22 protein-coding genes are annotated in these 24389 nt (G+C 64.5%); 14 read left to right on the top strand and 8 right to left on the bottom strand.

Annotated elements, in window-relative coordinates:
- Positions 1 to 5 precede the first annotated feature (5 nt).
- Positions 6 to 818, bottom strand: coding sequence for an IclR family transcriptional regulator (locus tag ACESL9_RS07455; protein ID WP_372612724.1), 813 nt, complete (start codon positions 816 to 818; stop codon positions 6 to 8).
- Between the two features lie 167 nt (positions 819 to 985).
- Between ACESL9_RS07455 and ACESL9_RS07450 the strand changes: the two genes are divergently transcribed.
- The 7 genes from ACESL9_RS07450 to ACESL9_RS07420 all read left to right on the top strand — a co-directional run bounded on the left by ACESL9_RS07450 (position 986) and on the right by ACESL9_RS07420 (position 10220).
- Complete coding sequence (locus tag ACESL9_RS07450) at positions 986 to 2527, top strand: M81 family metallopeptidase (RefSeq protein ID WP_372612722.1); 1542 nt, start codon at positions 986 to 988, stop codon at positions 2525 to 2527.
- Positions 2528 to 2640: 113 nt separating this feature from the next.
- Positions 2641 to 4263: an ABC transporter substrate-binding protein gene (locus ACESL9_RS07445; RefSeq protein WP_372674667.1), complete on the top strand. Its 1623-nt coding sequence runs from the start codon at positions 2641 to 2643 to the stop codon at positions 4261 to 4263.
- A 119-nt stretch (positions 4264 to 4382) separates the two neighbouring features.
- On the top strand, positions 4383 to 5327 hold the full coding sequence (locus ACESL9_RS07440; protein ID WP_372612718.1) for an ABC transporter permease: 945 nt from the start codon (positions 4383 to 4385) through the stop codon (positions 5325 to 5327).
- Positions 5324 to 6214, top strand: a complete 891-nt coding sequence (locus tag ACESL9_RS07435) for an ABC transporter permease (RefSeq protein WP_372612716.1) — start codon at positions 5324 to 5326, stop codon at positions 6212 to 6214. Before ACESL9_RS07440 ends, ACESL9_RS07435 begins: the two co-directional genes overlap by 4 nt.
- The gene (locus ACESL9_RS07430; protein ID WP_372612714.1) at positions 6211 to 7872 is read left to right on the top strand and encodes a dipeptide ABC transporter ATP-binding protein; all 1662 of its coding nucleotides are present in this window, start codon (positions 6211 to 6213) and stop codon (positions 7870 to 7872) included. Before ACESL9_RS07435 ends, ACESL9_RS07430 begins: the two co-directional genes overlap by 4 nt.
- Positions 7873 to 7914: 42 nt before the next feature.
- Positions 7915 to 9087 (top strand): M20 aminoacylase family protein, encoded by a 1173-nt coding sequence (locus ACESL9_RS07425; RefSeq protein WP_372612712.1) that lies wholly within the window; start codon positions 7915 to 7917, stop codon positions 9085 to 9087.
- Positions 9088 to 9089: 2 nt separating this feature from the next.
- Positions 9090 to 10220: a M20/M25/M40 family metallo-hydrolase gene (locus ACESL9_RS07420; RefSeq protein WP_372674666.1), complete on the top strand. Its 1131-nt coding sequence runs from the start codon at positions 9090 to 9092 to the stop codon at positions 10218 to 10220.
- An 18-nt stretch (positions 10221 to 10238) separates the two neighbouring features.
- Here ACESL9_RS07420 and ACESL9_RS07415 read toward each other — a convergent pair whose 3' ends face one another.
- The gene (locus tag ACESL9_RS07415; RefSeq protein ID WP_372674665.1) at positions 10239 to 10658 is read right to left on the bottom strand and encodes an arginine transporter; all 420 of its coding nucleotides are present in this window, start codon (positions 10656 to 10658) and stop codon (positions 10239 to 10241) included.
- Positions 10659 to 10881: 223 nt separating this feature from the next.
- On the opposite strand from ACESL9_RS07415, the gene ACESL9_RS07410 reads away from it, so the two are divergent.
- The 6 genes from ACESL9_RS07410 (at position 10882) to ACESL9_RS07385 (ending at position 16287) form a co-directional block, all read left to right on the top strand.
- Positions 10882 to 11544 carry a TetR/AcrR family transcriptional regulator gene (locus ACESL9_RS07410; RefSeq protein ID WP_372674664.1) on the top strand — a complete coding sequence of 221 codons (663 nt, stop codon included), beginning with the start codon at positions 10882 to 10884 and terminating at the stop codon, positions 11542 to 11544.
- Between the two features lie 20 nt (positions 11545 to 11564).
- Positions 11565 to 12638 carry a C4-dicarboxylate TRAP transporter substrate-binding protein gene (locus ACESL9_RS07405; RefSeq protein ID WP_372612704.1) on the top strand — a complete coding sequence of 358 codons (1074 nt, stop codon included), beginning with the start codon at positions 11565 to 11567 and terminating at the stop codon, positions 12636 to 12638.
- 69 nt (positions 12639 to 12707) lie between these two features.
- Positions 12708 to 13262, top strand: coding sequence for a TRAP transporter small permease subunit (locus ACESL9_RS07400; protein ID WP_372612702.1), 555 nt, complete (start codon positions 12708 to 12710; stop codon positions 13260 to 13262).
- Entirely contained in the window at positions 13259 to 14569 is a 1311-nt protein-coding gene (locus tag ACESL9_RS07395; RefSeq protein ID WP_372612700.1) for a TRAP transporter large permease, read from the top strand. The genes ACESL9_RS07400 and ACESL9_RS07395 overlap by 4 nt, the downstream gene beginning before the upstream one ends.
- A gap of 17 nt (positions 14570 to 14586) precedes the next feature.
- Complete coding sequence (locus tag ACESL9_RS07390; RefSeq protein WP_372612698.1) at positions 14587 to 15363, top strand: cyclase family protein; 777 nt, start codon at positions 14587 to 14589, stop codon at positions 15361 to 15363.
- Positions 15364 to 15366: 3 nt separating this feature from the next.
- On the top strand, positions 15367 to 16287 hold the full coding sequence (locus ACESL9_RS07385) for a fumarylacetoacetate hydrolase family protein (RefSeq protein WP_372612696.1): 921 nt from the start codon (positions 15367 to 15369) through the stop codon (positions 16285 to 16287).
- 169 nt (positions 16288 to 16456) lie between these two features.
- Here the strand turns inward: ACESL9_RS07385 and ACESL9_RS07380 are convergent, their stop codons facing one another.
- The 5 genes from ACESL9_RS07380 to ACESL9_RS07360 form a co-directional block, all read right to left on the bottom strand.
- The gene (locus tag ACESL9_RS07380) at positions 16457 to 17755 is read right to left on the bottom strand and encodes a TRAP transporter large permease (protein ID WP_372612694.1); all 1299 of its coding nucleotides are present in this window, start codon (positions 17753 to 17755) and stop codon (positions 16457 to 16459) included.
- Between the two features lie 6 nt (positions 17756 to 17761).
- On the bottom strand, positions 17762 to 18280 hold the full coding sequence (locus ACESL9_RS07375; protein WP_372612692.1) for a TRAP transporter small permease: 519 nt from the start codon (positions 18278 to 18280) through the stop codon (positions 17762 to 17764).
- A gap of 91 nt (positions 18281 to 18371) precedes the next feature.
- Positions 18372 to 19349, bottom strand: a complete 978-nt coding sequence (locus tag ACESL9_RS07370; protein ID WP_372612690.1) for a TRAP transporter substrate-binding protein — start codon at positions 19347 to 19349, stop codon at positions 18372 to 18374.
- A gap of 29 nt (positions 19350 to 19378) precedes the next feature.
- The gene (locus ACESL9_RS07365; protein ID WP_372612688.1) at positions 19379 to 20665 is read right to left on the bottom strand and encodes an NAD(P)/FAD-dependent oxidoreductase; all 1287 of its coding nucleotides are present in this window, start codon (positions 20663 to 20665) and stop codon (positions 19379 to 19381) included.
- The gene (locus ACESL9_RS07360; RefSeq protein WP_372674663.1) at positions 20662 to 21792 is read right to left on the bottom strand and encodes an enolase C-terminal domain-like protein; all 1131 of its coding nucleotides are present in this window, start codon (positions 21790 to 21792) and stop codon (positions 20662 to 20664) included. Before ACESL9_RS07360 ends, ACESL9_RS07365 begins: the two co-directional genes overlap by 4 nt.
- A gap of 100 nt (positions 21793 to 21892) precedes the next feature.
- Here ACESL9_RS07360 and ACESL9_RS07355 point away from each other — a divergent pair, with 100 nt between their 5' ends.
- On the top strand, positions 21893 to 22786 hold the full coding sequence (locus ACESL9_RS07355; RefSeq protein ID WP_372674662.1) for a LysR substrate-binding domain-containing protein: 894 nt from the start codon (positions 21893 to 21895) through the stop codon (positions 22784 to 22786).
- A 4-nt stretch (positions 22787 to 22790) separates the two neighbouring features.
- Here the strand turns inward: ACESL9_RS07355 and ACESL9_RS07350 are convergent.
- A partial coding sequence (locus tag ACESL9_RS07350) for a thiamine pyrophosphate-binding protein (protein ID WP_372674661.1) occupies positions 22791 to 24389 on the bottom strand: 1599 nt, incomplete at its 5' end.

The following is a 24389-nucleotide window of genomic DNA, read 5'->3' as shown; positions in this document are numbered from 1 at the left end:
CTCGCTCAATATTGGCTGATGGCGCGCGCTGCTTCGAGCGCGAGCGGGATGTTGCGATTGACGAAATCCTCGGGCGTCCACTCGGCGAGTGATCCTGCCACGTGGATTGCTCCGACCGGATCACCGCTCGCGTCGAGCACCGGAAAGCCGGCCGCGATTTCGCCAAGCAGGATCTGGTTGAGGGTGAGCGCGTAACCGTTGGCGCTGGTTTCGGCGATCTTTTCGAGTATCTCGGGGATTTCGGTGACGGTATGGGGGGTGAAGGGGCGGCGGTCGGAGCGGTCGAGGATGTCGCGCACCCTGTCATTCGGCAGACGCGAGAGAATCGCCCAGCCGCCGGAGCTGCAAAAGCTGGGCACGCTGTGGCCGACAAGTGTGGTGTAGAAGGTCTGGCGCTTGCTTTGAAGGCGCACGGCATAGACCACGCGCAGATCGTCGAAAAGCGACAGGTCGACCCGCTCGCGCACCTCCTTGCGCAGTTCCTGGAGGATCGGCGTCGCGCGGCGTACCAGCGGGTCAAGCCGTAGGTAATCAAGCGTATGGTCGAGCAACCGTATCCCAGGGACAAAGCCGTGCCCATCCGCAGCGCGACCGATATAACCCATGGCGCGCAGGGTGTGCACCATCCGTTGTGCCGTGCTGCGATCGACACCCGCCTGTTCGGCGATCTCGGACAATGACAGGGGGCTGTCGGCATGATGAAAGGCCGACAGCACCTGCATGGCCTTTTCCAGCGAGCGCACAAAAAGCGGGCCTGAGCGATCGCTTTCGGTCAGGCCGCGCAATCCGGGTTCGGCGCGGGTCGTGTTTCGGGGCAACGTGACGTCCCATTCATGTTTGGCCGTTGACAGGGGCCGATTCACAACTTTACGATAGTCATACAATGCAGCCGTATCACTATGCAATACAGAAGGCTCGCTGACGTAGGGTCAACGCTGGATTGCTGGATCAACGGTCGGGGAACAAGAACAGGGACGAACGACATATGCGCAAAGTTGCGCTTGCAGGTTTCTTGCATGAGACGAACACATTCGCCCCGACAAAGGCGGCGCATGAGGATTTCTTGCAGGGCGGAGGCTATATGCCCATGGCGCGTGGCGATGACGTTCTGCGCCGGGGGCGCGGGATCAATCTCGGGATCGGCGGCGCGGTGCAGCATGGCGAGGGCGCGGGCTGGGACATGGTGCCGGTGCTTTGGGCCGGGGCGATCCCTTCGGCGCATGTGACGCGCGACGCCTATGACCGTATTTCCGACGAGATCGTGGAGGGCATCGCGGCGGCGGGGCCGCTGGATGGTGTGTTTCTCGACCTGCATGGCGCGATGGTGGCCGAGCATGTCGATGATGGCGAGGGTGCACTCATCGCGCGGGTGCGCGCCGTGGTGGGACCGGATGTGCCGATTGCCTGCGCGCTCGATCTGCATGGCAACATCACGGCCGAGATGGTCGGCGCGGCCGACGTCCTGGTGGGCTTTCGCACCTATCCGCATGTCGATATGGGCGAGACCGGGCGTCGCGCGGCGGAACAGCTTGACCGGCTGATGAGTCGCGGCGCACCTTTCGCCAAGGCGTTCCGGTGTGTGCCCTTCCTTGTCCCGATCGCATGGCAGAGCACCCGGATGGAGCCGGCGAAGGGCATTTATGACCTGGTGGCCGATTGCGAGGGCGGCGAGGTCAGCAGCACTTCGTTCTTTTTCGGCTTTCCGGCGGCGGATTTTCCGGGCTGCGGGCCGACGGTGATCTGCTACGCTGAGAGCCAGGGCGCGGCGGACGCCGCCGCGGATCGGATCGAAGCCGCGGTCCTGTCAGCCGAGGATGCCTTTGCCGGTCGCAGCTATGACCCGGACGAGGGCGTGCAGGAGGCGATGCGCATCGCGGCAACCGCCAACCGGCCCGTGGTGATCGCCGACACGCAGGACAACCCCGGCGCCGGGGGCGATTCGAACACCACCGGCATGTTGGCGGCGATGGTGCGCAACAAGGCGCGCGGCGCGCTGGGCAACATGGTCGACCCCGGGGCCGCGGCCGCCGCCCATTCGGCGGGTGAGGGCGCCGAGATCGAGATCGCGCTGGGCGGGTTCTCGAACATCCCGGGTGACGCGCCCTTCGAGGGGCGGTTCGTGGTCGAAACGCTTTCGGACGGTCATCTGGTGGCCTCGGGGCCGTTCTACGGGGGCGCCCCGCTCGACATGGGGCCGTCGGCCTGTCTGCGCATCGGTAATGTGCGGGTGGTCGTGACCAGCCACAAGGCGCAGATGGCCGATCAGCAAATGTATCGGTTCGTCGGCATCGAACCCACCGAAGAGCCGATCCTCGTCAACAAGAGTTCAGTGCATTTCCGGGCGGATTTCGATACCATCGCGGAAACGATCCTGACCTGTGTCGCACCCGGTCCGATGCCGATCAGCCCGGCAAGCCTGCCGTTCACGCGGTTGGCGCCGGGAATGCGGCTCGAACCGCTGGGGGCCGCCTTCGCGCCTCGCAGCGCGACGCAAGCCGAGGGAGTGATCGAGCCAAGCCGGAGCTGATACCGCGAAATTCGGCCCCGCGCGGAATGCGCGGTGCCGCGATCCGAGCAACCAACCGCGTCACAAAAGGGCCACCAAACCCGACGCACAACACCAACCAACGGGAGATGAACATGACCCTACCACTTGATCTGAAACGAATGTCGGGCCGCATCGGCACGGGCCTGCGCCGTTCGGCGCTGAGCGCCGCGGTGCTTGCCGCCGCCACGATGGCCGCCGCCCCGCTCTCTGCCGAGACATTGACCGCTGTCAAGCACTCGGCACTGCGGGTGCTCGACCCGATCATGACCACGGCCTACATGAGCCGCAACCATGGCTACATGGTGTTTGACACGCTGTTCGCGCTGGACGAGAACATGGAAGCGCAGCCGCAGATGGTCGATAGCTGGGAGGTGTCGGACGACGGGCTGACCTACCGCTTTACCCTGCGCGATGGACTCATGTTCCATGACGGCAGCCCCGTCACCGGCGAGGACGTGGCCGCCTCGATCGCCCGCTGGGGCGAGCGTGACGGCATGGGCCAGGTGCTGATGGATTTCGTCGAGAGCATGGGCCAGGACGGTGACAACGTCTTTGTCATGAACATGAAAGAGCCCTTTGGCCTTGTCATCGACAGCCTGGCCAAGCCGTCATCGAGCGTGCCTTTCATCATGCCCAAGAGCATTGCGGAAACCCCTTCGACCGAGCCGATTCCCGAACAGATCGGGTCGGGCCCGTTCAAGTGGGTGGATGATGAGTTCGAGCCGGGTGTGAAGGCGGTTTACGAGAAGTTCGAGGATTACGTGCCCCGCGACGAGGAGCCGAGCTGGGCGGCCGGTGGCAAGGTGGTCAAGGTGGACCGGGTCGAATGGGTGGTGATGCCCGATGACCAGACCACGCTCAACTCCATCACGGCCGGCGAGATCGACTATTGGGAAAGCCCGCCGTCCGACCTGTTGCCGGTCCTCGAAGCGAACCCCGATGTCGAGGTGCGCAACCTCAACGCGCTGGGCTATCAAACGATCATACGCCCCAACGCACTCAATGCACCGATGGATGACCCGCGTATCCGCAAGGCGGCGATCGCGTCGATCTATCAGAAGGACGTTCTGGATGCGATGATCGGCAATCCCGATCTCTACAACATCTGCGGCGCGATGTTCATTTGTGACACGCCGCTGGCCACGGATGTGGGTTCCGAGACGTTGACCGAGGGCAATGGGCAGGACCTGGCCCGCGAGCTTCTGGAAGAGGCTGGCTACGACGGCACGCCGATCATGATCATGCACCCGACCGATGTCGGCACGCTGCGCACCCAGCCGGTCGTGGTGGCGCAAGCCATGCGTGATGTGGGCTTCGAGGTGGACCTGCGGGCAATGGACTGGCAAACGCTCGTCGGGCGTCGTGCAAGCCAGGAGCCGGTCGATGAAGGCGGCTGGCACATGTTTGCAACCAACTGGGTTGGCGCGGACGTGTTCAACCCGCTGGTCAACAACATGGTCAACGGCAAGGGTCCGGATGGCGGCTGGTTCGGATGGCCCGAAGTGCCCGAGTTGGAAGAGCTGCGCATGGCCTATGCGACCGCGGGCTCGCTCGAAGAACAGCAGGAGTACGCGGCGAAGATCCAGGAAGTGGCGTATGAAGAGGGTGTCTATGCCCCGATCGGCGAGTATATCGTGCCGTCGGCCTGGACGAGCAACCTTGATGGTGTTCTCGACGGTCCCGCACCGTTCTTCTGGAACATCTCCAAGAACTGATCCGTGAAGATCCGGCCTCGCACCTGCAATGGGTGCGGGGCCGATGTCGAAAGAGTTCCCCGGTCACCTGCTGATTGATCGGGCGGCCCTGAGGGCCGAGAACCTGAAAGGGAGTGCCGATGTTCGGTTATATCGTGCAACGTATCCTTGCCGCCGTGCCGGTGATGGGGTTCGTGGCGCTGTTCGTGTTCCTGATGCTGCGGCTGACGCCGGGCGATCCGGCCGCGATCATCGCGGGCGACACCGCGACGACGGAACAGCTTGAGCGGATTCGCGAGGCCCTGGGGCTGAACGACCCGATTCATATCCAGTTCATCAGCTGGATCGCTGACCTGCTGCGGGGCGATTTCGGCACTTCGGTGATTTCCGGCAAGCCTGTGATCGACCTGATCGCCGCGCGGATGGAACCGACGATCAGCCTTGCGCTGACCACGATCATCCTCTCGGTGGTGATCGCCGTGCCTTTGGGCGTGATCGCGGCGTGGAAACACGGCACGCTGATCGACCGGTTCGTGATGATGATTTCGGTGCTGGGCTTTTCGGTGCCGGTCTTCGTGATCGGCTACCTGATGATCTCGCTGTTCTCGATGCAGTTGAACTGGTTCCCGGTCCAGGGCTTCCGCGCCATCGGCGAAGGGATAGGCCCCTTCCTGCATCGCATCGCGCTACCGACCTTCACCCTGACACTCTTGTATATCGCGCTCATCGCGCGGATCACGCGGACCTCGATGCTTGAAATCCTGGGCGACGATTACATCCGCACGGCGCGCGCCAAGGGCCTGCCCGAGCGTCTGGTTCTCATGCGTCATGCGCTGCGCAACTGTTCGGTGCCGATCATCACCGTGATCGGGATCGGCTTTGCCCTGATCATCTCGGGCGTGGTCGTGACCGAGAGCGTGTTCAACCTGCCGGGTCTTGGGCGTCTCACGGTCGATGCGGTGCTGGCGCGCGATTATCCGGTGATCCAGGCGGTGATCCTGCTGGCCTCGCTCGTCTATGTCGTCGTCAACCTGCTGATCGACATTGCCTATGTCCTGCTTGATCCGAGGATTCGATACTCATGACAGATCAGACCGTCATAACTCCTGCGGAAGCGCGGGTTTCGCCTCTGCATCGCGTGCGCGAGATCGTGTTCTCGAGCCCGTTCGTGTTCATCGCCTCGCTTGTCCTGGCGCTCATCGTCCTGTCGGCGCTGTTCGCGCCGTGGGTGGTCCCGCATGACCCCGTGCGCCTGACGCCGTCCGAGCGGCTCAAGCCGCCGAGCGAGATCAATTGGCTGGGCACCGATGCATATGGTCGCGATCTTCTGTCACGCATCATATATGGCGGGCGCATATCGCTTGTTGTCGGGCTGGGCGCGGCGGTCTTTGCGGTGATCTCCGGGCTGATCCTGGGCCTTCTGGCGGGCTATATCCGCTGGCTCGACTCGATCCTGATGCGGATGGTGGACGGTCTCATGGCCATTCCCAACATCCTGCTGGCCATCGCCATCGTGTCGCTTTGGGGGGCCGGCATCTGGACCGTCCTGATCGCCATCACAATCCCCGAGGTGCCGCGGGTGGTGCGGCTGGTGCGCTCGGTCGTGCTTTCGGCCCGCGAGGAACCTTATGTCGAGGCCGCGATCGCCGCGGGTTCGTCCACGTTCCTGATCATGCGCCGGCATCTCCTGCCCAATACCATCGCGCCGCTGATCATCCAGGGCACCTATATCTGTGCATCGGCGATCCTGGTCGAGGCGATCCTTTCGTTTCTCGGCGCGGGCATCAATCCCGAGACTCCGAGCTGGGGCAACATCATGGCCGAAGGGCGGATCTATTTCCAGATCAACCCAGGGATCGTGCTCTGGCCCGGGATCGTCGTTTCGGTGGCGATCCTGGCCATCAACCTTCTGGGCGACGCGGTGCGTGACGCACTTGATCCGCGCATGGCAAAACGGGGGATCGACAGATGAGCGACAACCTTCTGGAAATCGAGAACCTGCGCATCGCGCTCAACGGCGACCCCGAGCAGGAGGTGGTCAAGGGGCTCGACATGGTGATCAAGCCGGGCCAGACCATGTGCCTGGTGGGCGAAAGCGGGTCGGGAAAATCGCTGACCGCGCTGGCCACGATGGGGCTCTTGCCCAAGGCGCTGGTGCCGAACGCCGGGTCGATCCGGATGAAGGGCGAGGAGCTGCTGACCGCGTCCCCGCAGCGGCTGCGCAAGCTGCGCGCCACGGCGATGTCGATGATCTTTCAGGAGCCGATGACGGCGCTCAACCCGGTGGCGCGTGTGGGGGCGCAGATCGAGGAAGTGCTGGAGTTCCACTCCGACCTGTCGCAGGGCCAGCGCAAGCGGCGTGCCAAAGAGATGATGGAGGCGGTGCACCTGCCCGATGTGGACAAGATGTATCGCAGCTTCCCGCACCAGCTGTCGGGGGGCCAGCGCCAGCGCATCATGATCGCCATGGCGCTGATCATGCGGCCGCAGCTGCTGATCGCGGACGAGCCGACCACCGCTCTCGACGTGACCACGCAGGCGCAAATTCTGGCCCTGATCCGCGAATTGCGTGAAGAGCAGGGCACGGCGGTGATGTTTATCACCCATGACATGGGCGTGGTGTCGGAAATCGCCGAGGACGTGACCGTGCTCAAGCTGGGCGAGGTGATGGAGACCCAGTCGCTCGACCAGCTGCTGCGCCATCCGCAGACCGACTATACCCGCGATCTGTTGCGGTCGGTGCCCAGCCACGTGCCGCGCTCGCCGCGCCCGGACAGTGCGGAAAAGGTGGTGCTCAGCACCCGGAACCTGTGCAAGACCTATGGCGGCGACGGACTGATCTTCAAGAACCGCGAAGTCAAGGCAGCGCAGGATGTCAGCCTCACCTTGCAGCATGGCCGCACGCTCGGCATCGTGGGCGAAAGCGGGTCCGGCAAGTCGACCGTGGCGCGCTGCATCATGCGGCTGATCGATCCGACATCGGGACAGATCATGGTCGGCGACGAGGATATCGCGCAGATGAAGCCGGCCGATCTCAAGGCGCGGCGGCGGAAATTCCAGATCGTGTTCCAGGATCCGATGCGTTCGCTCAACCCGCGGCGCGAGATCGGAGAATCGATCATCGAGGGTCCGCTGAATTTCGGAGTGCCGCGCGCCAAGGCAAAGGAGCGGGCGCGCGAATTGCTCGAACTCGTGGGCCTTCCCGCCAGCGCGGTCAATCGCTTCCCGCACCAGTTCTCGGGCGGTCAGCGTCAGCGCATCGCGATCGCCCGCGCGCTGGCTGTCGATCCCGACATCCTTGTCGCCGACGAGGCGGTTTCGGCGCTCGATGTCAGCGTGCAGGCACAGGTTCTCGACCTGCTGGCCGAATTGCAGAAGCGGCTGGGTCTGGGCATCCTCTTCATCACCCACGATCTGGGCGTTGCCGCGCAGATCTGCGATGAGGTGATGGTGATGCAGCATGGCCGGGTCGTGGAATACGGGCCCGCAGGCCGGGTTCTGGGCGACCCGCACGAGGATTATACCAAGGCGTTGATCTCGGCGGCGCCGGGGCGGCACTGGGACTTCGCCAATTTCCGACCGTTCCCGGAGTCCGGAATCGTATCGCCGGCGGCCTCGACCCAGGTTTGAGATCATCCGCACAACAGGACAACCAGGAGGAAAGGACATTCCATGCCCGTTTTACCGATCATATCGGAGAGCCAGGACGAACTGACCGGGATCTTCAAGGATCTGCACGCCCATCCCGAGATCGGCTTTACCGAGGCGCGCACCGCACAGGTGGTGGCCGAGAAGTTGCGCGAATACGGGGTGGACGAGGTCCATACCGGGATCGCCAAGACCGGGGTCGTGGGCCTGATCAAGGGCAAGGGCGGCGGCAACCGCCGGATCGGGCTGCGCGCCGACATGGACGCGCTGCCGATCCACGAGGAAAGCAACCTGCCCTATGCCTCGAAGAACGAGGGTGTCATGCATGCCTGTGGCCATGACGGTCACACCACCATGCTTCTTGGTGCGGCCAAGCACCTGGCCAGAACGCGGGATTTCGACGGCACGGCCGTCCTGATCTTCCAGCCCGCCGAAGAGGGGCTCGGCGGGGCGCGCGGCATGTTGGCCGAGGGGCTGTTCGACAAGTTCCCCTGTGACGAAGTGTTCGGCATGCACAACTGGCCCAATGGCGAGCCCGGCAAGGTCGGTATCTGCAAGGGTCCTGCGATGGCCGGGGCGTCGTTCTTCGACATCAGGATCAAGGGCCGGGGCAGCCATGCCGCCATGCCGCAGCAATCGCGCGATCCGCTGGTCATCGCCGCGATGCTCGTCGCGCAAATCCAGACCATCGTCGCGCGCAACGTCGCACCGCTCGATGCCTGCGTCTTTTCCGTGACCCAAAGCCATGCCGGAAGCGCCTATAACGTGGTGCCCGACACCGCGACGCTGGCCGGCACGATCCGCTATTTCAAGGACGAGGTCTGCGAGCTGGCCGAGACCCGGCTGCGCGAGCTCTGCGATGGCATGGCGCGCGCCTATGGGGTGGAAATCGAGGTCGACCTGCGCAACATCTTCGACGTGCTGATGAACGACAGCGATCTCTCGGATGCCTATCTCGAGGCCGCATCAGACATCGTGGGCGCCGAGAACGTGTCGGACAAGGCAGAACCCGCAACCGGCTCCGAGGATTTCGCCGACATGCTCAAGGTGGTGCCTGGCTCCTATTGCCGGGTCGGTCATGGCGGCACGGTGCCGCTGCACAATCCGGGCTTCATGCTCGACCCTGAAATCCTGCCGGTGGGCGCGTCGATCATGGCGCGCATCGTCGAGCGCCGCATGCCAATAGGAGCTGCATGACCATGGACCCTCTCAAACTGCCTTTCGATGCCGATGCGATGCTTGCAGGGCTGCGCCCCTGGATCGAATGCGAAAGCCCCACATGGGACGCCGCCGCGGTCGACCGGATGATGGATCTTGCCGCCTATGACCTTGCCCAAATGGCCGAGATCGAGCGCATCCCCGGCCGGATGGGCTTTGGCGGCTGCGTGCGCGCCCGTTTTCCGCATCCGAACAAGGGCGAGCCGGGCATCCTGATCGTGGGCCACATGGACACGGTGCACCCGGTCGGGACGCTGGAGAAACTGCCCTTCAAGCGCGAGGGCGATATCTGTTATGGCCCCGGCATCATGGACATGAAGGGCGGCAACTACACCAGCGTCGAGGCCATTCGCCAGCTCATCGCGGCGGGGATGCAGACGCCCCTGCCGGTGACGGTGCTTTTCACCCCCGACGAGGAGGTCGGCACCCCCTCGACCCGCGAGTTGATCGAGGCGGAGGCGGCGCGCAACAAGTACGTGCTGGTGCCGGAACCCGCGCGCGACGATGGCGGCGCGGTGATCGGGCGCTACGCGATCGCGCGGTTCAACCTGCGCACGCACGGTCTGCCCAGCCATGCGGGCGCGCGCCTGTCGGAAGGCAAATCCGCAATCGCCGCAATGGCGCGCAAGATCATCGAGATCGAGGCGATGACCGGCGACGACTGCACCTTTTCCGTCGGCGTGATCCATGCCGGGCAATGGGTCAACTGCGTGTCGTCGGTCTGCGAGGCCGAGGCGCTGAGCATGGCCAAGACGCAAGGCGACCTCGATGACGGGGTGGCGCGGCTGATGGCCCTGGCCGGCGAGGAAAACGGCGTGTCCTTCGAGATCACCCGCGGCGTCACGCGCCCGGTATGGGAGCCGGATCAGCCCGGCACCATGGCGATGTTCGAGATCGCCAAGGATCTGGCCAGTGATCTGGGCTTCGAGTTGACAGGGGCAAGCTCGGGCGGTGGCTCGGACGGCAATTTCACCGGCTACATGGGGATCCCGACGCTCGATTCGCTGGGCGTGCGCGGCAAGGGCCTGCATACGCTGACCGAGCATATCGAGGTGGCAAGCCTCGCCGAACGCGGGCGCCTCATCGCCGGTATGCTGATGCGGCTGAGCTGAAACGCCACGAATGCGATATTACCGACAGGTCCGTTCGGCCCCGTCGGTATATTCGCGATACTTGGTCCAGAAACGCCGGTGGTTGTCGCGGTCGGATTGTCGAATGTCCTGCGCGCGGTGTGGATCGCCGTAGAAGCTGACGGCCAGGCGCTGGTCCGAACCCGACAGCGTCTGGTCGGCGATGGCCTGGATACAGCCGCAGAGCTCTCGCGAGCGCGCCTTGCGGTCGGATGCCATGCAAGCGCGCTGGATCTGGCCCGTGGCAAAAGGTTTTGCGGCAGGGGCCGGGGTGGCCGAAGCGGATGGACGCGCCGTGGCCGCGGGCGTTGCTGCCGCCACGCGCGGGGCGGGCTGGGCCATTTCGCGCTTGGCCCGGTGATAGCCGCCGGCACATCCGGCCAGCGACAGGATAACGATCAGGGAAACGATGGGGCGCATATGCTCGGAGCCTCGTTGTTTTGCGACGATCATGGCGGAAACCGGGGCGGAATTCAATCACGCGTGACGATTGTCAATCGTGTAAAGGCAAGGGGCGCTGCCGATGTTGCGCGCGATGCGCTCGCAAACGCAATAGTGGTTGGATGACGACATCGGGTTGACTCGAATCGTGAAATCGGAAGACCCTGACTGAGCGATCAGTCAGTTATCCGTGGAGGGGGGATTGGCGCAGCAATTGAAACAGGAGGCGCGCGAGGCGCCGGGTGGCGCGCGGGCCGATGCGATCCTCGACGCGGCCGAGCTCGTCTTTGCCAGCTCCGGCTATGAGGGTGCGGCGCTGCGCGAGATCGCCGAGCGCGCGGGCGTGGCGCAGGGGCTGATCCACTATCATTTCAACAACAAGGCGCGGCTCTTCGAAAGAATGGTGGCGCGACGGTCGGGACAGATCAACGCGGCGCGGGCCGAGCGGCTGGCGCAACTGAGAAGCAAGGGCGCGTTGCGGCTGGAAGAGATCGTCGAGGCGCTCTTCCGCCCCACGATCGAAACCGGCCTCGAACTGGCCGAGGATGGCGGCGGCTTCGCGCGGATTCTCGTGTCGATGGCCAATTCCAACGACCCGTTGGCGCAGGAGATGACCGAGACCTATTACGACCCGATCGCGCATGACTATATCGCCGCCCTGCAGGAGTCCGAGCCGGGTCTGGCCCGCGCTGATGCGGTCTGGGCCTACATGTTCGCGATTGGCGTGGGCATGACGATGATGGCCAAGACGGGGCGGCCAAAGCGGCTTTCGAACGGGTTATGCGACGATGGCGATGCCGATGCGATGCTGGCGCGGATCGTGCCGTTCATCTGTGGCGGCGTCCGGGCGCTGGTGACACCATGAAACCAAGGGGAGGAAAAACCATGAAGGATTTCATTTCGAGAAGCGCGGCGCTGGCCGCGTTGGCGCTGGGCGGGGCACTGGCCGCGCCACAGGTGCAGGCCGAAGATTTCAACGTGACCATCGTGGCCGGGCATCCGCCGGTCTTTCGCTGGGTGAAACATGCCAGCGAGACCTTCATCCCGGCGGTCGATGCCGCGCTTGAAGGCACCGGGCACAGTATCAACTGGTCGGAACAATATGGTGGGTCGCTGGCCAAGGTGGGGGACGAGCTTGAGGCGGTCGAGGCCGGGCTGGCCGAGGTGGGGCTGGTCTCGTCGCTCTTCGATCCGGCCAAGCTCAGCCCGCAGAACGTGACCTACTTCACCCCCTTCGTGTCGCGCGATTCGACGCTTGTGAGCAGCTGGATGGACGAATTGCAGGCCACCAATGACGACATGCGTGCTGCGTGGGAGGAAAACGGCCTCGAATACCTTGGCGGCGGAATCGGACTCGACGATTACTTGTTGATGACCACCTTTCCGGTGGAGAGCATCGAGGATCTCGACGGCTACAAGATCGCGGCACCCGGACCGGCGGTCAACTGGCTCGAAGGCACTGGTGCGGTTGGGGTGAGCGGCAACCTCACGCTCTATTATAACGAGATCAAGACCGGTGTGTATGACGGTGTGATCGTCTTTGCCAGCGCTGCGCTGCCGGGCAAGCTGCACGAGGTGGCTCCCTATATCACCAAGGTCGGGTTCGGCGCGCAATATGCCGGCGGGCTCGCTGCCAACAAGGGTTGGTATGACAGTTTGCCGGAGGAGGTCCAGGACGCGCTCAAGGCCGGGGCCCGCGCCGATGCCGAAGCCTACCAGGAAGACCTCGATGCCTCGGTCACGATGTTCCTTTCGATGATGGAGGAGCAGGGGGCCACCATCACCGAGGTCGATCAGGCGTTCCGCGAGCAATGGGCGTCGGGCATGAACAACGTGGCGCAGGAATGGGCCGCCCGGCTCGATGAAGAGGGCAGGAACGGCACCGCCGTGCTCAATGCCTATATGGACACCATGCGCGCGGCGGGGGCCGAGCCGGTGCGCGACTGGGATCGAGAGTAAGCGCGACGCCATGTCCCGGCCCCGGATGCCCCGGGGTCGGGAGGGAGTGGAAGAGACATGGCGGAGCCCATGAAAGATGTGGATGCGACAGCGGCGCTGCCCGGCTGGTTCATTGCGATCCGGCAGGGGGTCGATCGCGTGACCGGTGCGCTCAATGTGGTAGGAACGGGCCTGATCCTCGTGTTGATGGTCCTCGTGAATGCCGACGTGATCGGGCGCGGGCTTTTCAAGGCGCCCGTCGCGGGCGTGCCGGAAATGGTTTCGATGTCGATTGTCGCCATCGTGTTCCTCCAGGTGGCACAGACCTTTCGGCAGGGGCGGCTGACACGCACCGATATCCTTCTGGGCTGGGTCGGGCGGTACAGCCCGCGCACGCGAGAGGTGGTCGAGATGCTGTTTTCCATTGCTGCCATCGCGCTGGTCTGGCAGCTCATCACGGCATCCTGGCCGCTATTCGAGCAGGCATGGACCCGCGGCACCTATGAGGGCACGATCGGCGCCTTCACAGCGCCAATCTGGCCAGTCAAGCTCATCATCCTAGTGGGGTGCGGGGCGCTTCTGGTGCAACTGGTGCTGCATGGGCTGGCCGCGTTCCTGCGCCTGGCGCGGGGGGCAAGGGCATGACGCCATTCGAGATCGGCCTGACCAGTTTCGGTGCCATGGTGGTGATGATCTATGCCGGGTTCTGGGTGCCCTTTGCCCTGATGCTGTGTTCCTATGTCGGGGTCTGGGCGATCAAGGGTTCGCCGCTCCTGGCCGGGAAGCTGCTGGCGCTGGCGGCGAGCGAGACGATTTCCTCCTATTTCTTCGGCGTCGTGCCGCTCTTCGTGCTGATGGGCTACGTCGTGAGCGTGACCGGCATGGGGCGCGATGCCTTCGACGTGGCCAACCACCTGTTCCGGCGGCTCAGGGGGGGCTTGGGCATCGGTACGGTAGGGGCGAACGCGATCTTTGCCGCCATCACCGGCATTTCCATTGCCAGCGCCGCCGTCTTTACCCGCATCGCCGTGCCCGAGATGATCCGCCATGGCTATGCCAAACGCTTCTCGGTCGGCGTGGTGGCAGGGTCAAGCGTGCTTGGCATGCTGATCCCGCCGTCGCTCCTGCTGATCCTCTACGGGCTCTTGGCCGAGCAATCGGTAGGCGACCTCTTCATCGCGGGAATCCTGCCGGGGATATTGCTGGCGCTGGCCTTCGGTGTCGGCATCTGGCTGACCGCGATCCTCTGGCCCGCGCGGCTCGGCCCCGGCGTGGCGGCGGGCGGGGGCGAGAGCGACCTTGGCCCGCGTGATCTTGTCGCCAAGGGGCTGCCCATCGTCTTGCTGATCGGGCTGGTGCTGGGCGGCATCTATGGCGGAATCTTCACCCCGATCGAGGCGGGCGCGGTCGGCGCGGGCGGCGCGATCGTCATCGGCGTGCTGCGGCGCAAGCTGTCGTGGCGCGATTTCTGGCAGGTGCTGACCGATACCGGGCTGGTCACGGCCTCGATCTCGTTCCTGATCATCGCGGCACAGATGTATTCGCGGATGCTGTCGCTTTCCGGCGTGCCGATGGAGTTCGGCGCATTCGTGGCCGGTGCGGATATCGGCTATTGGGGCGTGATCCTGGCCTATATCGCCCTGGTGATCGTGATGGGGGCGGTGCTCGACAGCTCGTCCATCATGCTGATCCTCGTGCCGCTGATGCTGCCGGTGGTCGGCGGCATGGAGGTCGACCTCATCTGGTTCGGGATCGTCACGGTGATCGCGGTCGAGGTGGGCCTGCTGACCCCACCCTTCGGCATATCCGTTTTCGTGATCAAGTCGGCGCTCGACGACCCCGACATCACGCTCGGCGACATATTCATCGGCGCCGCGCCCTTCGCGCTGATGATGCTCGTCGTTCTCGCCCTTGTCCTTGCCTTTCCGGTGCTGGCCACCGGGCTCATCTGACCAGAAAAGGAGCCACCATGCCAAGACGTTTCGTCGATATTTCCGTGCCGCTTGAAACGGGGATCGTGTCGGACCCGCCGATCATGCTCCCCGAGATCGAATACATGACCCACGATCAGACCGCCGAGCAGGTGATGGCATTCTTTCCGGGCCTCAAGCGCGAGGATCTGCCCGGCGGCGAGGGCTGGGCGGTCGAACGGCTGAGAATCGCCACCCATAACGGCACCCATCTCGATGCACCCTACCACCACCACTCCACCATGAATAACGGCGAGCGCGCGATCACCATCGACGAGGTGCCGCTGGAATGGTGCCTCAACCCGGCGGTAAAGCTCGATTTCCGGCACATGGACGACGGCTATATCGTCACCCCCGGCGATGTGGAGGCCGAGTTGAGCCGCATCGGGCACGACCTGCAACCGCTTGATATCGTGGTGGTCAACACATCCGCGGGCGCGCATTACGGGCAACCCGATTACCTGATGAAAGGCTGCGGCATGGGGCGCGACGCGACGATGTATCTGCTCGAACGCGGTGTGCGGGTGACAGGGACGGATGCCTGGAGCTGGGACGCGCCCTTTGCCCTGACCGCGCAGGAATATGCCAGGACCCATGACCCGACCATCATCTGGGAGGGCCACCGCGCCAGCATGGAAATCGGCTATTGCCACATGGAGAAACTGTCGAACCTCGACAGCCTGCCGGGCCACGGTTTCGAGATTTCCTGTTTTCCCTACAAGATCAAGGGTGCCAGCGCCGGGTTCACCCGCGCCGTCGCCATTTTCGAGGAGTGAGCCATGCGCCTGGGAACGGTTCTTCATGAGGGCAAGGCGAGGGTGGTATCGCCGCTGGATGACGACACGCTGCTCGATCTCGTTCGCGCCGCGGAACTGGCGGGTGCCCGGCCCGATACCTTCGACACGATGCAAACGCTGATCGAGGCGGGCGATGACGGGCTCGAACGGGCCGGTGCCCTGCTGGCCCGCGCCGACCGGCATGCAACGATCCCGGCGGGCGAGGTCACGTTCCTGCCCCCGCTGATGCCGGTGCAGTATCGCGATTGCCTCGTGTTCGAGGAACATCTCTTCAACTGCCTCAAGGCATTCGGTCAGGACGACCCGCAACTGCCCCCGGTCTGGTATGAACAGCCGATCTATTACAAGGGCAACCGGATGAGCTTCATCGGCCATGGCGCCGACGTGATCTGGCCGGACTATGCCGAGTTTCTCGATGTCGAACTGGAACTGGCCATCGTGGTGGGCCGGAAGGGCAAGGATATCGCGCCCGGGCGGGCTGCGGATCACATCTTCGGTTATACCATCCTCAACGATGTCTCGGCCCGCGACGCCCAGATGCGCGAAATGCCGGGTCAGCTTGGCCCCGCCAAGGGCAAGGATTTCGACACCGGAAACATTCTTGGCCCCTGGATCCTGACCGCGGACGAGGTGGCGCATCCGGTCGCCCTTGACATGGAACTGCGCGTGAACGGCGCGCGGTGGGGCGGCGGCAACTCAGCCTCGATGCAGCATGATTTCGGCGCCATTCTCGCCCATATCTCGGCCTCCGAGACGCTATACCCCGGCGAGGTGATCGGCTCGGGCACGGTCGGCACCGGCTGCGGGCTCGAACTGGGCAAGCGGCTGGCCCCGGGCGATCTCTTCGAACTCGAGATCGAGAAGATCGGCGTGCTGCGCAACCGGATCGTGCGGCCGGACTGAACCTGGACACCACCATGCCCACGCGGTTCTTTCTTGGGGAAAATACTCAAGATCCCGCCAGTCAGGCCATGCCCGACGCTGCAACGGTTGCCCCACATTGATACAAGGCGAAAGGGGCGGAGGCGTCAGCCTCCGCCCCCCTTGGCGACGCCGCAGGCGGCGCAAGACCTCACCTTAGGTTGTCAGGCAGCCATGTGGCCAGTTCCGGGAAACCGATCAGCACGAAGACCATCACCACCATGATCAGGAACATCGGGATCGCGGCGCGGGCGATATAGCTCATCTCGTGGTTGGTCATGCCCTGCAACACGAAGAGGTTGAAGCCGATCGGCGGGGTGATCTGGGCCATTTCCACCACCACCACGATGAAGATGCCGAACCAGATCAGGTCGATCCCGGCCTGGCGGATCATCGGCTCCACCACCGCCATGGTCAGCACCACAGACGAGATACCATCGAGGAAACAGCCAAGAATGATGTAGAAGATCAGCAGTACCATCAGCAGTTCGAACCGTGTCAGCCCCATCTGCGCGATCAGGTCGGCCAGTCCGCGCGGCAACCCGGTGAACCCCATCGACAGCGACAGGAACGCCGCTCCGCCAAGGATGAGTGCGATCATCGCGCTGGTGCGGGTGGCGCCCATCAGGCTCTGGGTAAAGGTTTCCCAGTTAAGCGATCCTTGCCCCGCGGCCAGCAGGAGCGCGCCGATGACACCAAAGGCCGCGGCCTCGGTTGGCGTGGCCCAGCCGAAATACATCGACCCGATCACTACCGCGATCAACAAGAGCACCGGGATCAGGAACCGCGAATTGTGCAGTTTCTCGGTAAAGCTCATTCGCGGTTCCGGCGTCGGGTTCCAGTCGCGCGAGATCCATGACTGGATCGCGACATAGGCCATGAACATGCCTGCGAGCACGAGGCCGGGCAGGATGCCCGCGAAGAACAGCTTGGTGATCGACTCGTTCACCGTGACGCCATAGACGATGAGCGTCAGTGACGGCGGGATCATCAGGCCCAGCGTCGCCGCCCCCGCCAAGGTGCCGATCACCATGCGTTGCGGATATTTGCGCTTGTTGAGTTCGGGGATCGACATCTTGCCCACCGTGGTCAGCGTTGCCGCGGATGACCCCGACACGGCGGCAAAGACGGTGCAGCCCACGATATTGGTATGCACCAGCCCCCCGGGCAGGCGAGCCATCCATGGCGACAGCCCCTTGAACATGTCTTCCGATAATCGGGTTCGGTATAGCACCTCGCCCATCCAGATGAAGAGTGGCAGCGCGGTCAGCGTCCATGACGCCGAGGACGACCAGATCTTGGTGATCATCGCGTCGCCCACGGGGCGCGTGGTGAAAAGCTCCATCCCCACCCAAGCCACACCCATGAGCGCAAGGCCCACCCAGACGCCGGACCCGAGAAGGAAGAACAGCACGAAAAGAAAGATCGAGATCGAAATGAAATAATCCATGCGCGTCTACTCCGTGCCGGTTTCTATGGCGCCGGAGCGCATGCCGTGATTGCCGGTCATGATCAGGCGGACGAAATTGTCCCAGAAGGCAATCGCCAGAAGCACCGTGCCTACCGCCATGGAAAGCTGCGGAATCCAGATCGGCGTATTGTCGAGCCCCTGGCTGACCTCGTTCCATTTCAGCGACTCCCACATGCCGCGCACCCCGTACCAGGCGAAATAGCTCGAGATCACCGCCCCCATGCCAAAGCACCAAAGCTCGCCCTTGACCCGGTGATGCCCCAGCACGTTGAGAAAAAGTGACACCCGGATATGTGCTCCGTGGTTGAGCGCATAGGCGAAGGCAAAGAACGAGGCGGCGGCCATGCAATAGCCTGCGTAATCGGTGGCGCCGGGAAAGACGGCGCCGGTCCAGCGCGCGATCATCTGCGCGACGATGATGACGAGAATCGCGATGGTGAAGAGCGCCGCGATGACACCACCGGCGAGATAGAGCGCATCGAGCGCCCGGCGTAGAATACCCATGTCAGAAGCCCCTGTTCGTTGATTTTCTCGGGGCGGGGCCGCGTCGGGGCGCCCCCGCCCTGTGTCAACGGTTCGCCCGCAAGTGGCGGGCTTATTGCATGGCGCGGAATTCCTCGACGATGGCCTCGCCATCCTCGCCTGCGCTTTCGAGCCATTCCTCGGTCATCACGGCGCCGATCTCTTCGAGTTCCTTGACCAGCGTGTCGCTGGCGCGGGCGACTTCCATGCCGCCTTCCTTGAGCCCGTCGAGGGTGAACTGGGTATAATCCATCGACATCTGGAGGCCCCGTTCCTTGGCCTCGGCGGCGCAGTCGTCGATCGCGCCCTTGGCCGCATCGTCAAGCCCGTCCCACGCGTCCTTGTTGGCGAAGATCACGTTGCGCGGCAGCCAGGCGTCCACTTCGTAGAAATGGCTCAGATGCTCCCAGACCTTGCGGTCATAGCCCGTGGCCCCCGACGAGATGAACGCCTCCGCCACGCCGGTCGCCAGCGCCTGGCTCAGTTCCGCCGCCTCGACCTGCACCGGCAGCATGCTGGTCATTTCCGCCATCCGCGCGGTGGCGGTCGAGTAGGAGCGGAACTTGATGCCTTTCATGTCGTCGACGCTCTCGATCGGCTGGTTGAAGTAGAGCCCCTGGGGCGGCCACGGCACCGAGTAGAGGTAATGCAGGTTTTGCGCCTCGAGCACCTCGGCCACTTTCGGCCCTGCAATCTCCCACAGGGTTTCATGGTCGTCATAGGAGGTGGCGAGGAACGGGATCGAGTCGATGCCGAACAGCGGGTTCTCGTTCTGATGCGCCGAGATCAGGCGTTCGCCGATCAGCGCCTGGCCGCTCTGCACCGCGCGCTTGATGTCGTTGCCACCGAAAAGCGACCCCGAGGGGTGGGTCACGATCTCGACCGCGCCGTCGGAACTCTCGGTCACGCAGGTGGCGAACTCTGCCGCGTTCTCGGAATGGAAATTGGTCGCAGCATAGGCCAGCGGCATATCCCATTTCTCGGCCATTGCGGGCGCGGCAGCGCCGATCGCGATGGCCGAGGCTGTGGCAAGTGTCGTGAGATGTTTCATGGTCGTTCTCCCTGTTTTGGTTGGTCCGGTCATGCCGGGGTTGGTATTCGATGAACGAAGCGTGCGGGCGAGTAGGGCTCCAAGTCAATATTGGGTTTGCGCCCCGAGATCAGCCGGGCCAGGATCTGCCCGGTTTTCGGCCCACCCGTCAGGCCGATATGGTGATGGCCAAAGCCGAGAAACGCGCCCTTGAGGCCGGGCACCTCGCCGATGGCCGGGATCGAGTCGGCGGGCGCCGGGCGATGTCCCATCCATTCGCGTTCATGCGCCCATGTGAGGCCGGGCAGGACCTCTGCCAGTTGCCGTTTCAGGAGCGCGATCGGCGCGGCCGAGGCCGGCGCGTCGAGCCCGCCGAACTCGACGATCCCGGCAAGGCGCAGACGCCCCTCCATCGGGGTCATGACGAACTTGCCGCTGGCCACCATGACCGGCGAGCGCGGCATCGCCGAAGGCTCCCACAATTCAAGGTGATAGCCGCGCTCGGTCTCAAGCGGGATGCGCAGCCCCAGTTTCTCTCCCAAAGCTTTGGACCAGGCCCCGGTGGCCAGAACGGCAGCGTCACAGGCAATCGTGTCCTCGCCCGACCGGGTGGCAACGCGAACGCCCGTGATGCGCCCGTTCTCGCGGGCGAAATCGGTGGCGGTGGCCTTGATCATCTGCGCGCCATTCGCAACCGCATGGGCGGCCAGCGCCTTGATGTATCGCCCCGGGTCGGCGATCCGTCCGTGATCGCCCAACCGTGCGGCAAACCCCGCGGCATCGGAAAAGGCAGGGTCGTATTCGGCCAGCGCCGGGCGCTCCAGCTCGTCCCATGCGAAGCCCAGTTCGCGACGGATGCCCCAGCCAAAGGTGTCGCCCTCGTAATGGGCGCGGTCTCGATAGAGGAAAAGGTAATCGGAGGGGAGGATGAACGCCTCGGCCCCGGTGCCGCGCGCGAGCGCAAGGTGATCCTGCAAGCTGTCGCCGACGATACCGTGCAGCGCCTGCGCGATGCGGCGCACGTCGCCCGTGTTGCCATGCGCGAGGTATTTCATCAGCCACGGCATCAGCCGCGGCAGGTAGGACCATTTGAGAAACAGCGGCTGGCTGGGCGAGAACAGCATTTTAGGCGCCTTGCGCAACAGCCCCGGCACCGTCACCGGCACCACCGAACACGCGGCCAGCACCCCGCCATTGCCAAAGCTGGCCCCTTCACCGGCCTGTTCCTCGCGCTCGATCAGGATGACCTTGTGCCCCTCGCGCTGGGCCCAGATCGCGGTGGCGACACCGTTGATGCCTGCTCCGATGATGGCGATTGTTTTCGGGGCGTCGGTCATGGCGTCGGTCCTGCGAGGGTGAATTTGCGGATGCGGTCCATGTCGGGGCGGGCGCCAAGACCGGGCGCGTCGGGAACGCTCACCGCGCCGCCCTCCACCACGAACGGGGTTTCGAGGATGTCCTCGGCCAGGAAATAGGACGCCTGGTAGAATTCACAGCCCAGCGTGATCGCCGGGGTGGCGGCGATCATGTGAGTGCCGGCGAGATGGGCAAGGCCGGATTCGAACATGTCCCCACCATAGGCGCCGAGGCCATGCGCAGCGGCGATCCTGGCGACTTCCTGCGTCCGGCCCAGGCCCCCCGACTTCATGATCTTGACCGAAACCCCGTCGCAGATGCCCTCGCCTGCGGCGCGGGTCATGTCCTCGGGGCCGAACACGGACTCGTCGGCCAGAAGCGGCACGTCGATCATGGCGCGCAGCCGGGCCATGAGGCCGAAATGATGCGCGCGCACCGGCTGTTCGATGAAATCGGGCTTGAACGCGGCCATATCGCGGGTGCGGGCTGGGGCCTCTTCGGGTGTGAGGCCCTGGTTGAAATCCACCCGGACCCGCAGCGACGAGTAATCACGCGCGATCCGCTCCATCCGCATGATGTCAAAGTCATGGTCGCGGAACCCGGCCTTGAGCTTGACGATGCGAATGCCGTCGTTCACGAGCCGGTCAAGGAGCGCCCGGTCATGCTCGAAATCCGGATTGGCGATCGAGACCGAAAGCGGGATGCGGTCGCGGCATTTTCCGCCCAGCAAGGCCCAGACCGGTTGCCCTGCGATGTGGCCTGCAAGGTCGAGCAGGGCAGTGTCGAGCGCGGCCTTGGCCTCGCTCGCGTGGGCCACGGCGTGGCGCGCGGCCTCCATGATGGCGGGGCGGTCGGCCACGCGGCGACCGACAACCAGCGGGCGCAGGTAGCGGTCGAGCGCGGCAAGGCTGGCCTCGGGCGTGCCGGTAAAGACCGACCAGGGCGACGCCTCGCCCCAGCCCACCGCGCCACCCTCGGCGGTCAGGCGCAGCAGAATGATCTCGCAAGCGTTTTCGACCCGCCCGATGCCATGGTCACGCCGCGACGTGACCGGCAGAGAGAGGTGCCAGACATCGAAGCCGGTGATGGTCTGGTAGAGCTCCGTCAATCGATTCCCCCGTTCATGGCAAGAAACTTGGCCGGGGGAGAACATCAGTTCAAATACGGATTTATGTATGCTCTATCATATAATATGATATGATCCAAAAATGGCCCTGAGATTCAGACAATTACAGGCATTCCACGCGGTGATCGAATCCGGCACCGTGACCGGCGCCGCCGCGCTTCTGGGCATTTCGCAACCCGGCATTTCCAACCTTCTGGCGCAGCTGGAACGGCAGACCCAGCTCAAGCTCTTCGAGCGGGTACGCGGGCGGTTACGCCCCACGCCCGAGGCTGGGGTGCTGTTCCAGGAAATCGACACCGTGGTGCGCGGGCTCGACCACGTGGCGCAGGCGGTGACCGACTTGCAGAACCAGAAGGCCGGGCAATTGCAGGTCGTGGCGCCCCATGCCCTCTCCATCGGCTTCATGCCGCGCGAGATCGCGCGTTTTTCCCGGGAACGCCCGCACCTGTCGATTTCCTACCAGGCGCAGTATTCCACGCGCATCCAGGAATGGGTGCAGGCCGGGCTCTTCGAGATCGGGATTTGCGAACTTCCGGTGCTGAGCGACGCACTGACCGCGCTGCCGTTCCGGTTCGAATGTCAATGCGTCCTGCCCGCGGGCAGCCCGCTGGCGGAGCACGCGATGCTGACACCGGCGCACCTAGACGGGTATCCCTTCGTGGTGATGGGCCCCGAGCACATGACCTATCGCCGCACCCGTGAGGCGTTCGACCGCGCCGGGGCGCAATGGAACACACGCGTCCACACCCACCTGCACCAGAACACGCTGAGTTTCGTGAAACAGGGCTTCGGTGCCGCGCTGGTCGATCCGTTCACCATCGCCTTCGATTACGAGGGCGGGTTCGACGCGCGACCCTTCGCGCCGCAGGTGACGCTGGACCTTGCGGTCATCACCCCGCGCCACAGGCCACTTTCGTCCGTGGGCCAGGAATTCCTCGCGGGCCTGCTGGAGAGCCTCGCGCGCTTCGCCGCGTGATGCCTCAGGCCACCCATTCCGAGACCGGCGCTGCGGAGTCCGAGAGCGATTGCGTGTGGATATCGACGAGGCTCGGCCCGTCATGGGCGAGCGCCTTGGCCATGACATGGCCAAGCTCGTCGGGATCACGCACGCTCCATGCCGCGACGCCAAAGGCGCGCGCCACGGCGGCATGGTCGGTGCGGTCGAAATCGACATTGTAATAGCGCGCGCCGAACCCCGCCTTCTGCCCCGCCTTGATCCACGAAAACGTGGCGTTGGAAAACACGACCGAGGTGATCGGCATGCGGTGGCGCACCATGGTCTCGAACTCGCCACAGGCAAAGCCGAACGATCCGTCGCCCATCAAGGCCACGGTCTTGGCGTCCGGTCGCCCCACATGCGCGCCCATCGCCGCTCCAAGCGCGTATCCCAATGCACCATGGGCGCGGTTGGTGATGAAATGCCGCCCCGCGCGCGGCCAGCTGTAATAGGCCGAGACATAGGGGCATGGCGTGCCCGGATCGGCCACCACGATGGCATCGTCATCGAGCAGTTCCATGAGCATGGCAATCACCGCCTCGGGCCGGATCGGGGTGTCGCGCGACGCCGCAAGCGGGGCAAACTGCGCCTCTTTCGCGTCCCAGGCCCGAGCGGCGCGGGCCGAGCCGTTCTGGCTGTTGCGCGGCCCGGCCTCGACCGCATCGGCCAGCGCCTCAAGCGCCAGACGCGCATCGGCGGTGATCGCAACTGCCGTGTCGTAATTGGTGCCGGGCACCTCGGGGTCGCTGTCGATATGCAGGATCGTTGTGCCCTTCGCGGGCGAACGCCAGCGTTCGGTCGTAACCGACCCCGCGCGACAGCCGATGAAAAGCACCACGTCGGCGGCATCGACCTCGGCGCGTGTCGCCGGAATGCCGCCATTCGACCCCACGACCCCCAATGCCAGCGGATCGGTCTCGGCGATGACACCCTGCCCCGAAACGGTGGTGGCCACCGGCATGTCGAGCGCGCGGACAAGACGCGCCAACGCCGCCTCACCGCCCGAGAGCAGCGGCCCGCCCCCACAGATGGCGACTGCGTTCTGTGCCTTGGCAAGGATCGCGGCGGCCTCTGTAATCGCGTGCCGGTCCGGGGCCTGGCGCTCGGCGGGGAAGCGGGTGTGGTCCGGGTCGACATGGATTTCGGCCCCGTCCACCGGGGCCTTCTGGGTGTCGAAGGGCAGCGACAGATGCACCGCGCCGGGGGTGCCTGTGGTCATCTGGCGAAACGCCTCGCGCAGCATCGCGGGAAGTTGCCCGGCATCGTCGAGCGCCGCGTTCCACTTGGTCAGCGGACCAAAGAGGGCGGTCTGGTCCAGCTCGGTCAGCGGATATTTCCCGCGGCTGGTCGTGGCCACGTCCGAGGTGATGGCAAGGATCGGCACCGAACTTTCATTGGCCTCGACCACGCCGGGCAGGATATAGGTGGCCCCCCCGCCCGACGGTCCTTCGCAGACGCCCGGCCGCCCCGTCACGCGCGCATAGCCATCGGCCATGTAGGCGGCGTGGCGTTCATCGCGGGTCAGGAAATGGGTGATCCCGTGATCGAGCCGCGCCAGCGCGTCATAGAAGGGCAGGGTGGT

The organism is Aquicoccus sp. (assembly GCF_041686535.1).
In the GTDB taxonomy this organism is placed as follows: Bacteria; Pseudomonadota; Alphaproteobacteria; order Rhodobacterales; family Rhodobacteraceae; genus Aquicoccus.
The sequence above is the reverse complement of the archived record's forward strand: the minus strand, read 5'-3'. Positions and strand labels throughout refer to the sequence as shown.

Bases quoted from the DNA above. Each gene is read 5' to 3' on its own strand.
- ACESL9_RS07450 (WP_372612722.1), top strand. From the start codon at position 986: ATGCGCAAAGTTGCGCTTGCAGGTTTCTTGCATGAGACGAACACATTC.
- ACESL9_RS07445 (WP_372674667.1), top strand. From the start codon at position 2,641: ATGACCCTACCACTTGATCTGAAACGAATGTCGGGCCGCATCGGCACG.
- ACESL9_RS07440 (WP_372612718.1), top strand. From the start codon at position 4,383: ATGTTCGGTTATATCGTGCAACGTATCCTTGCCGCCGTGCCGGTGATG.
- ACESL9_RS07435 (WP_372612716.1), top strand. From the start codon at position 5,324: ATGACAGATCAGACCGTCATAACTCCTGCGGAAGCGCGGGTTTCGCCT.
- ACESL9_RS07430 (WP_372612714.1), top strand. From the start codon at position 6,211: ATGAGCGACAACCTTCTGGAAATCGAGAACCTGCGCATCGCGCTCAAC.
- ACESL9_RS07425 (WP_372612712.1), top strand. From the start codon at position 7,915: ATGCCCGTTTTACCGATCATATCGGAGAGCCAGGACGAACTGACCGGG.
- ACESL9_RS07420 (WP_372674666.1), top strand. From the start codon at position 9,090: ATGGACCCTCTCAAACTGCCTTTCGATGCCGATGCGATGCTTGCAGGG.
- ACESL9_RS07415 (WP_372674665.1), bottom strand. From the start codon at position 10,658: ATGCGCCCCATCGTTTCCCTGATCGTTATCCTGTCGCTGGCCGGATGT.
- ACESL9_RS07405 (WP_372612704.1), top strand. From the start codon at position 11,565: ATGAAGGATTTCATTTCGAGAAGCGCGGCGCTGGCCGCGTTGGCGCTG.
- ACESL9_RS07400 (WP_372612702.1), top strand. From the start codon at position 12,708: ATGAAAGATGTGGATGCGACAGCGGCGCTGCCCGGCTGGTTCATTGCG.
- ACESL9_RS07395 (WP_372612700.1), top strand. From the start codon at position 13,259: ATGACGCCATTCGAGATCGGCCTGACCAGTTTCGGTGCCATGGTGGTG.
- ACESL9_RS07390 (WP_372612698.1), top strand. From the start codon at position 14,587: ATGCCAAGACGTTTCGTCGATATTTCCGTGCCGCTTGAAACGGGGATC.
- ACESL9_RS07385 (WP_372612696.1), top strand. From the start codon at position 15,367: ATGCGCCTGGGAACGGTTCTTCATGAGGGCAAGGCGAGGGTGGTATCG.
- ACESL9_RS07380 (WP_372612694.1), bottom strand. From the start codon at position 17,755: ATGGATTATTTCATTTCGATCTCGATCTTTCTTTTCGTGCTGTTCTTC.
- ACESL9_RS07375 (WP_372612692.1), bottom strand. From the start codon at position 18,280: ATGGGTATTCTACGCCGGGCGCTCGATGCGCTCTATCTCGCCGGTGGT.
- ACESL9_RS07370 (WP_372612690.1), bottom strand. From the start codon at position 19,349: ATGAAACATCTCACGACACTTGCCACAGCCTCGGCCATCGCGATCGGC.
- ACESL9_RS07365 (WP_372612688.1), bottom strand. From the start codon at position 20,665: ATGACCGACGCCCCGAAAACAATCGCCATCATCGGAGCAGGCATCAAC.
- ACESL9_RS07355 (WP_372674662.1), top strand. From the start codon at position 21,893: ATGGCCCTGAGATTCAGACAATTACAGGCATTCCACGCGGTGATCGAA.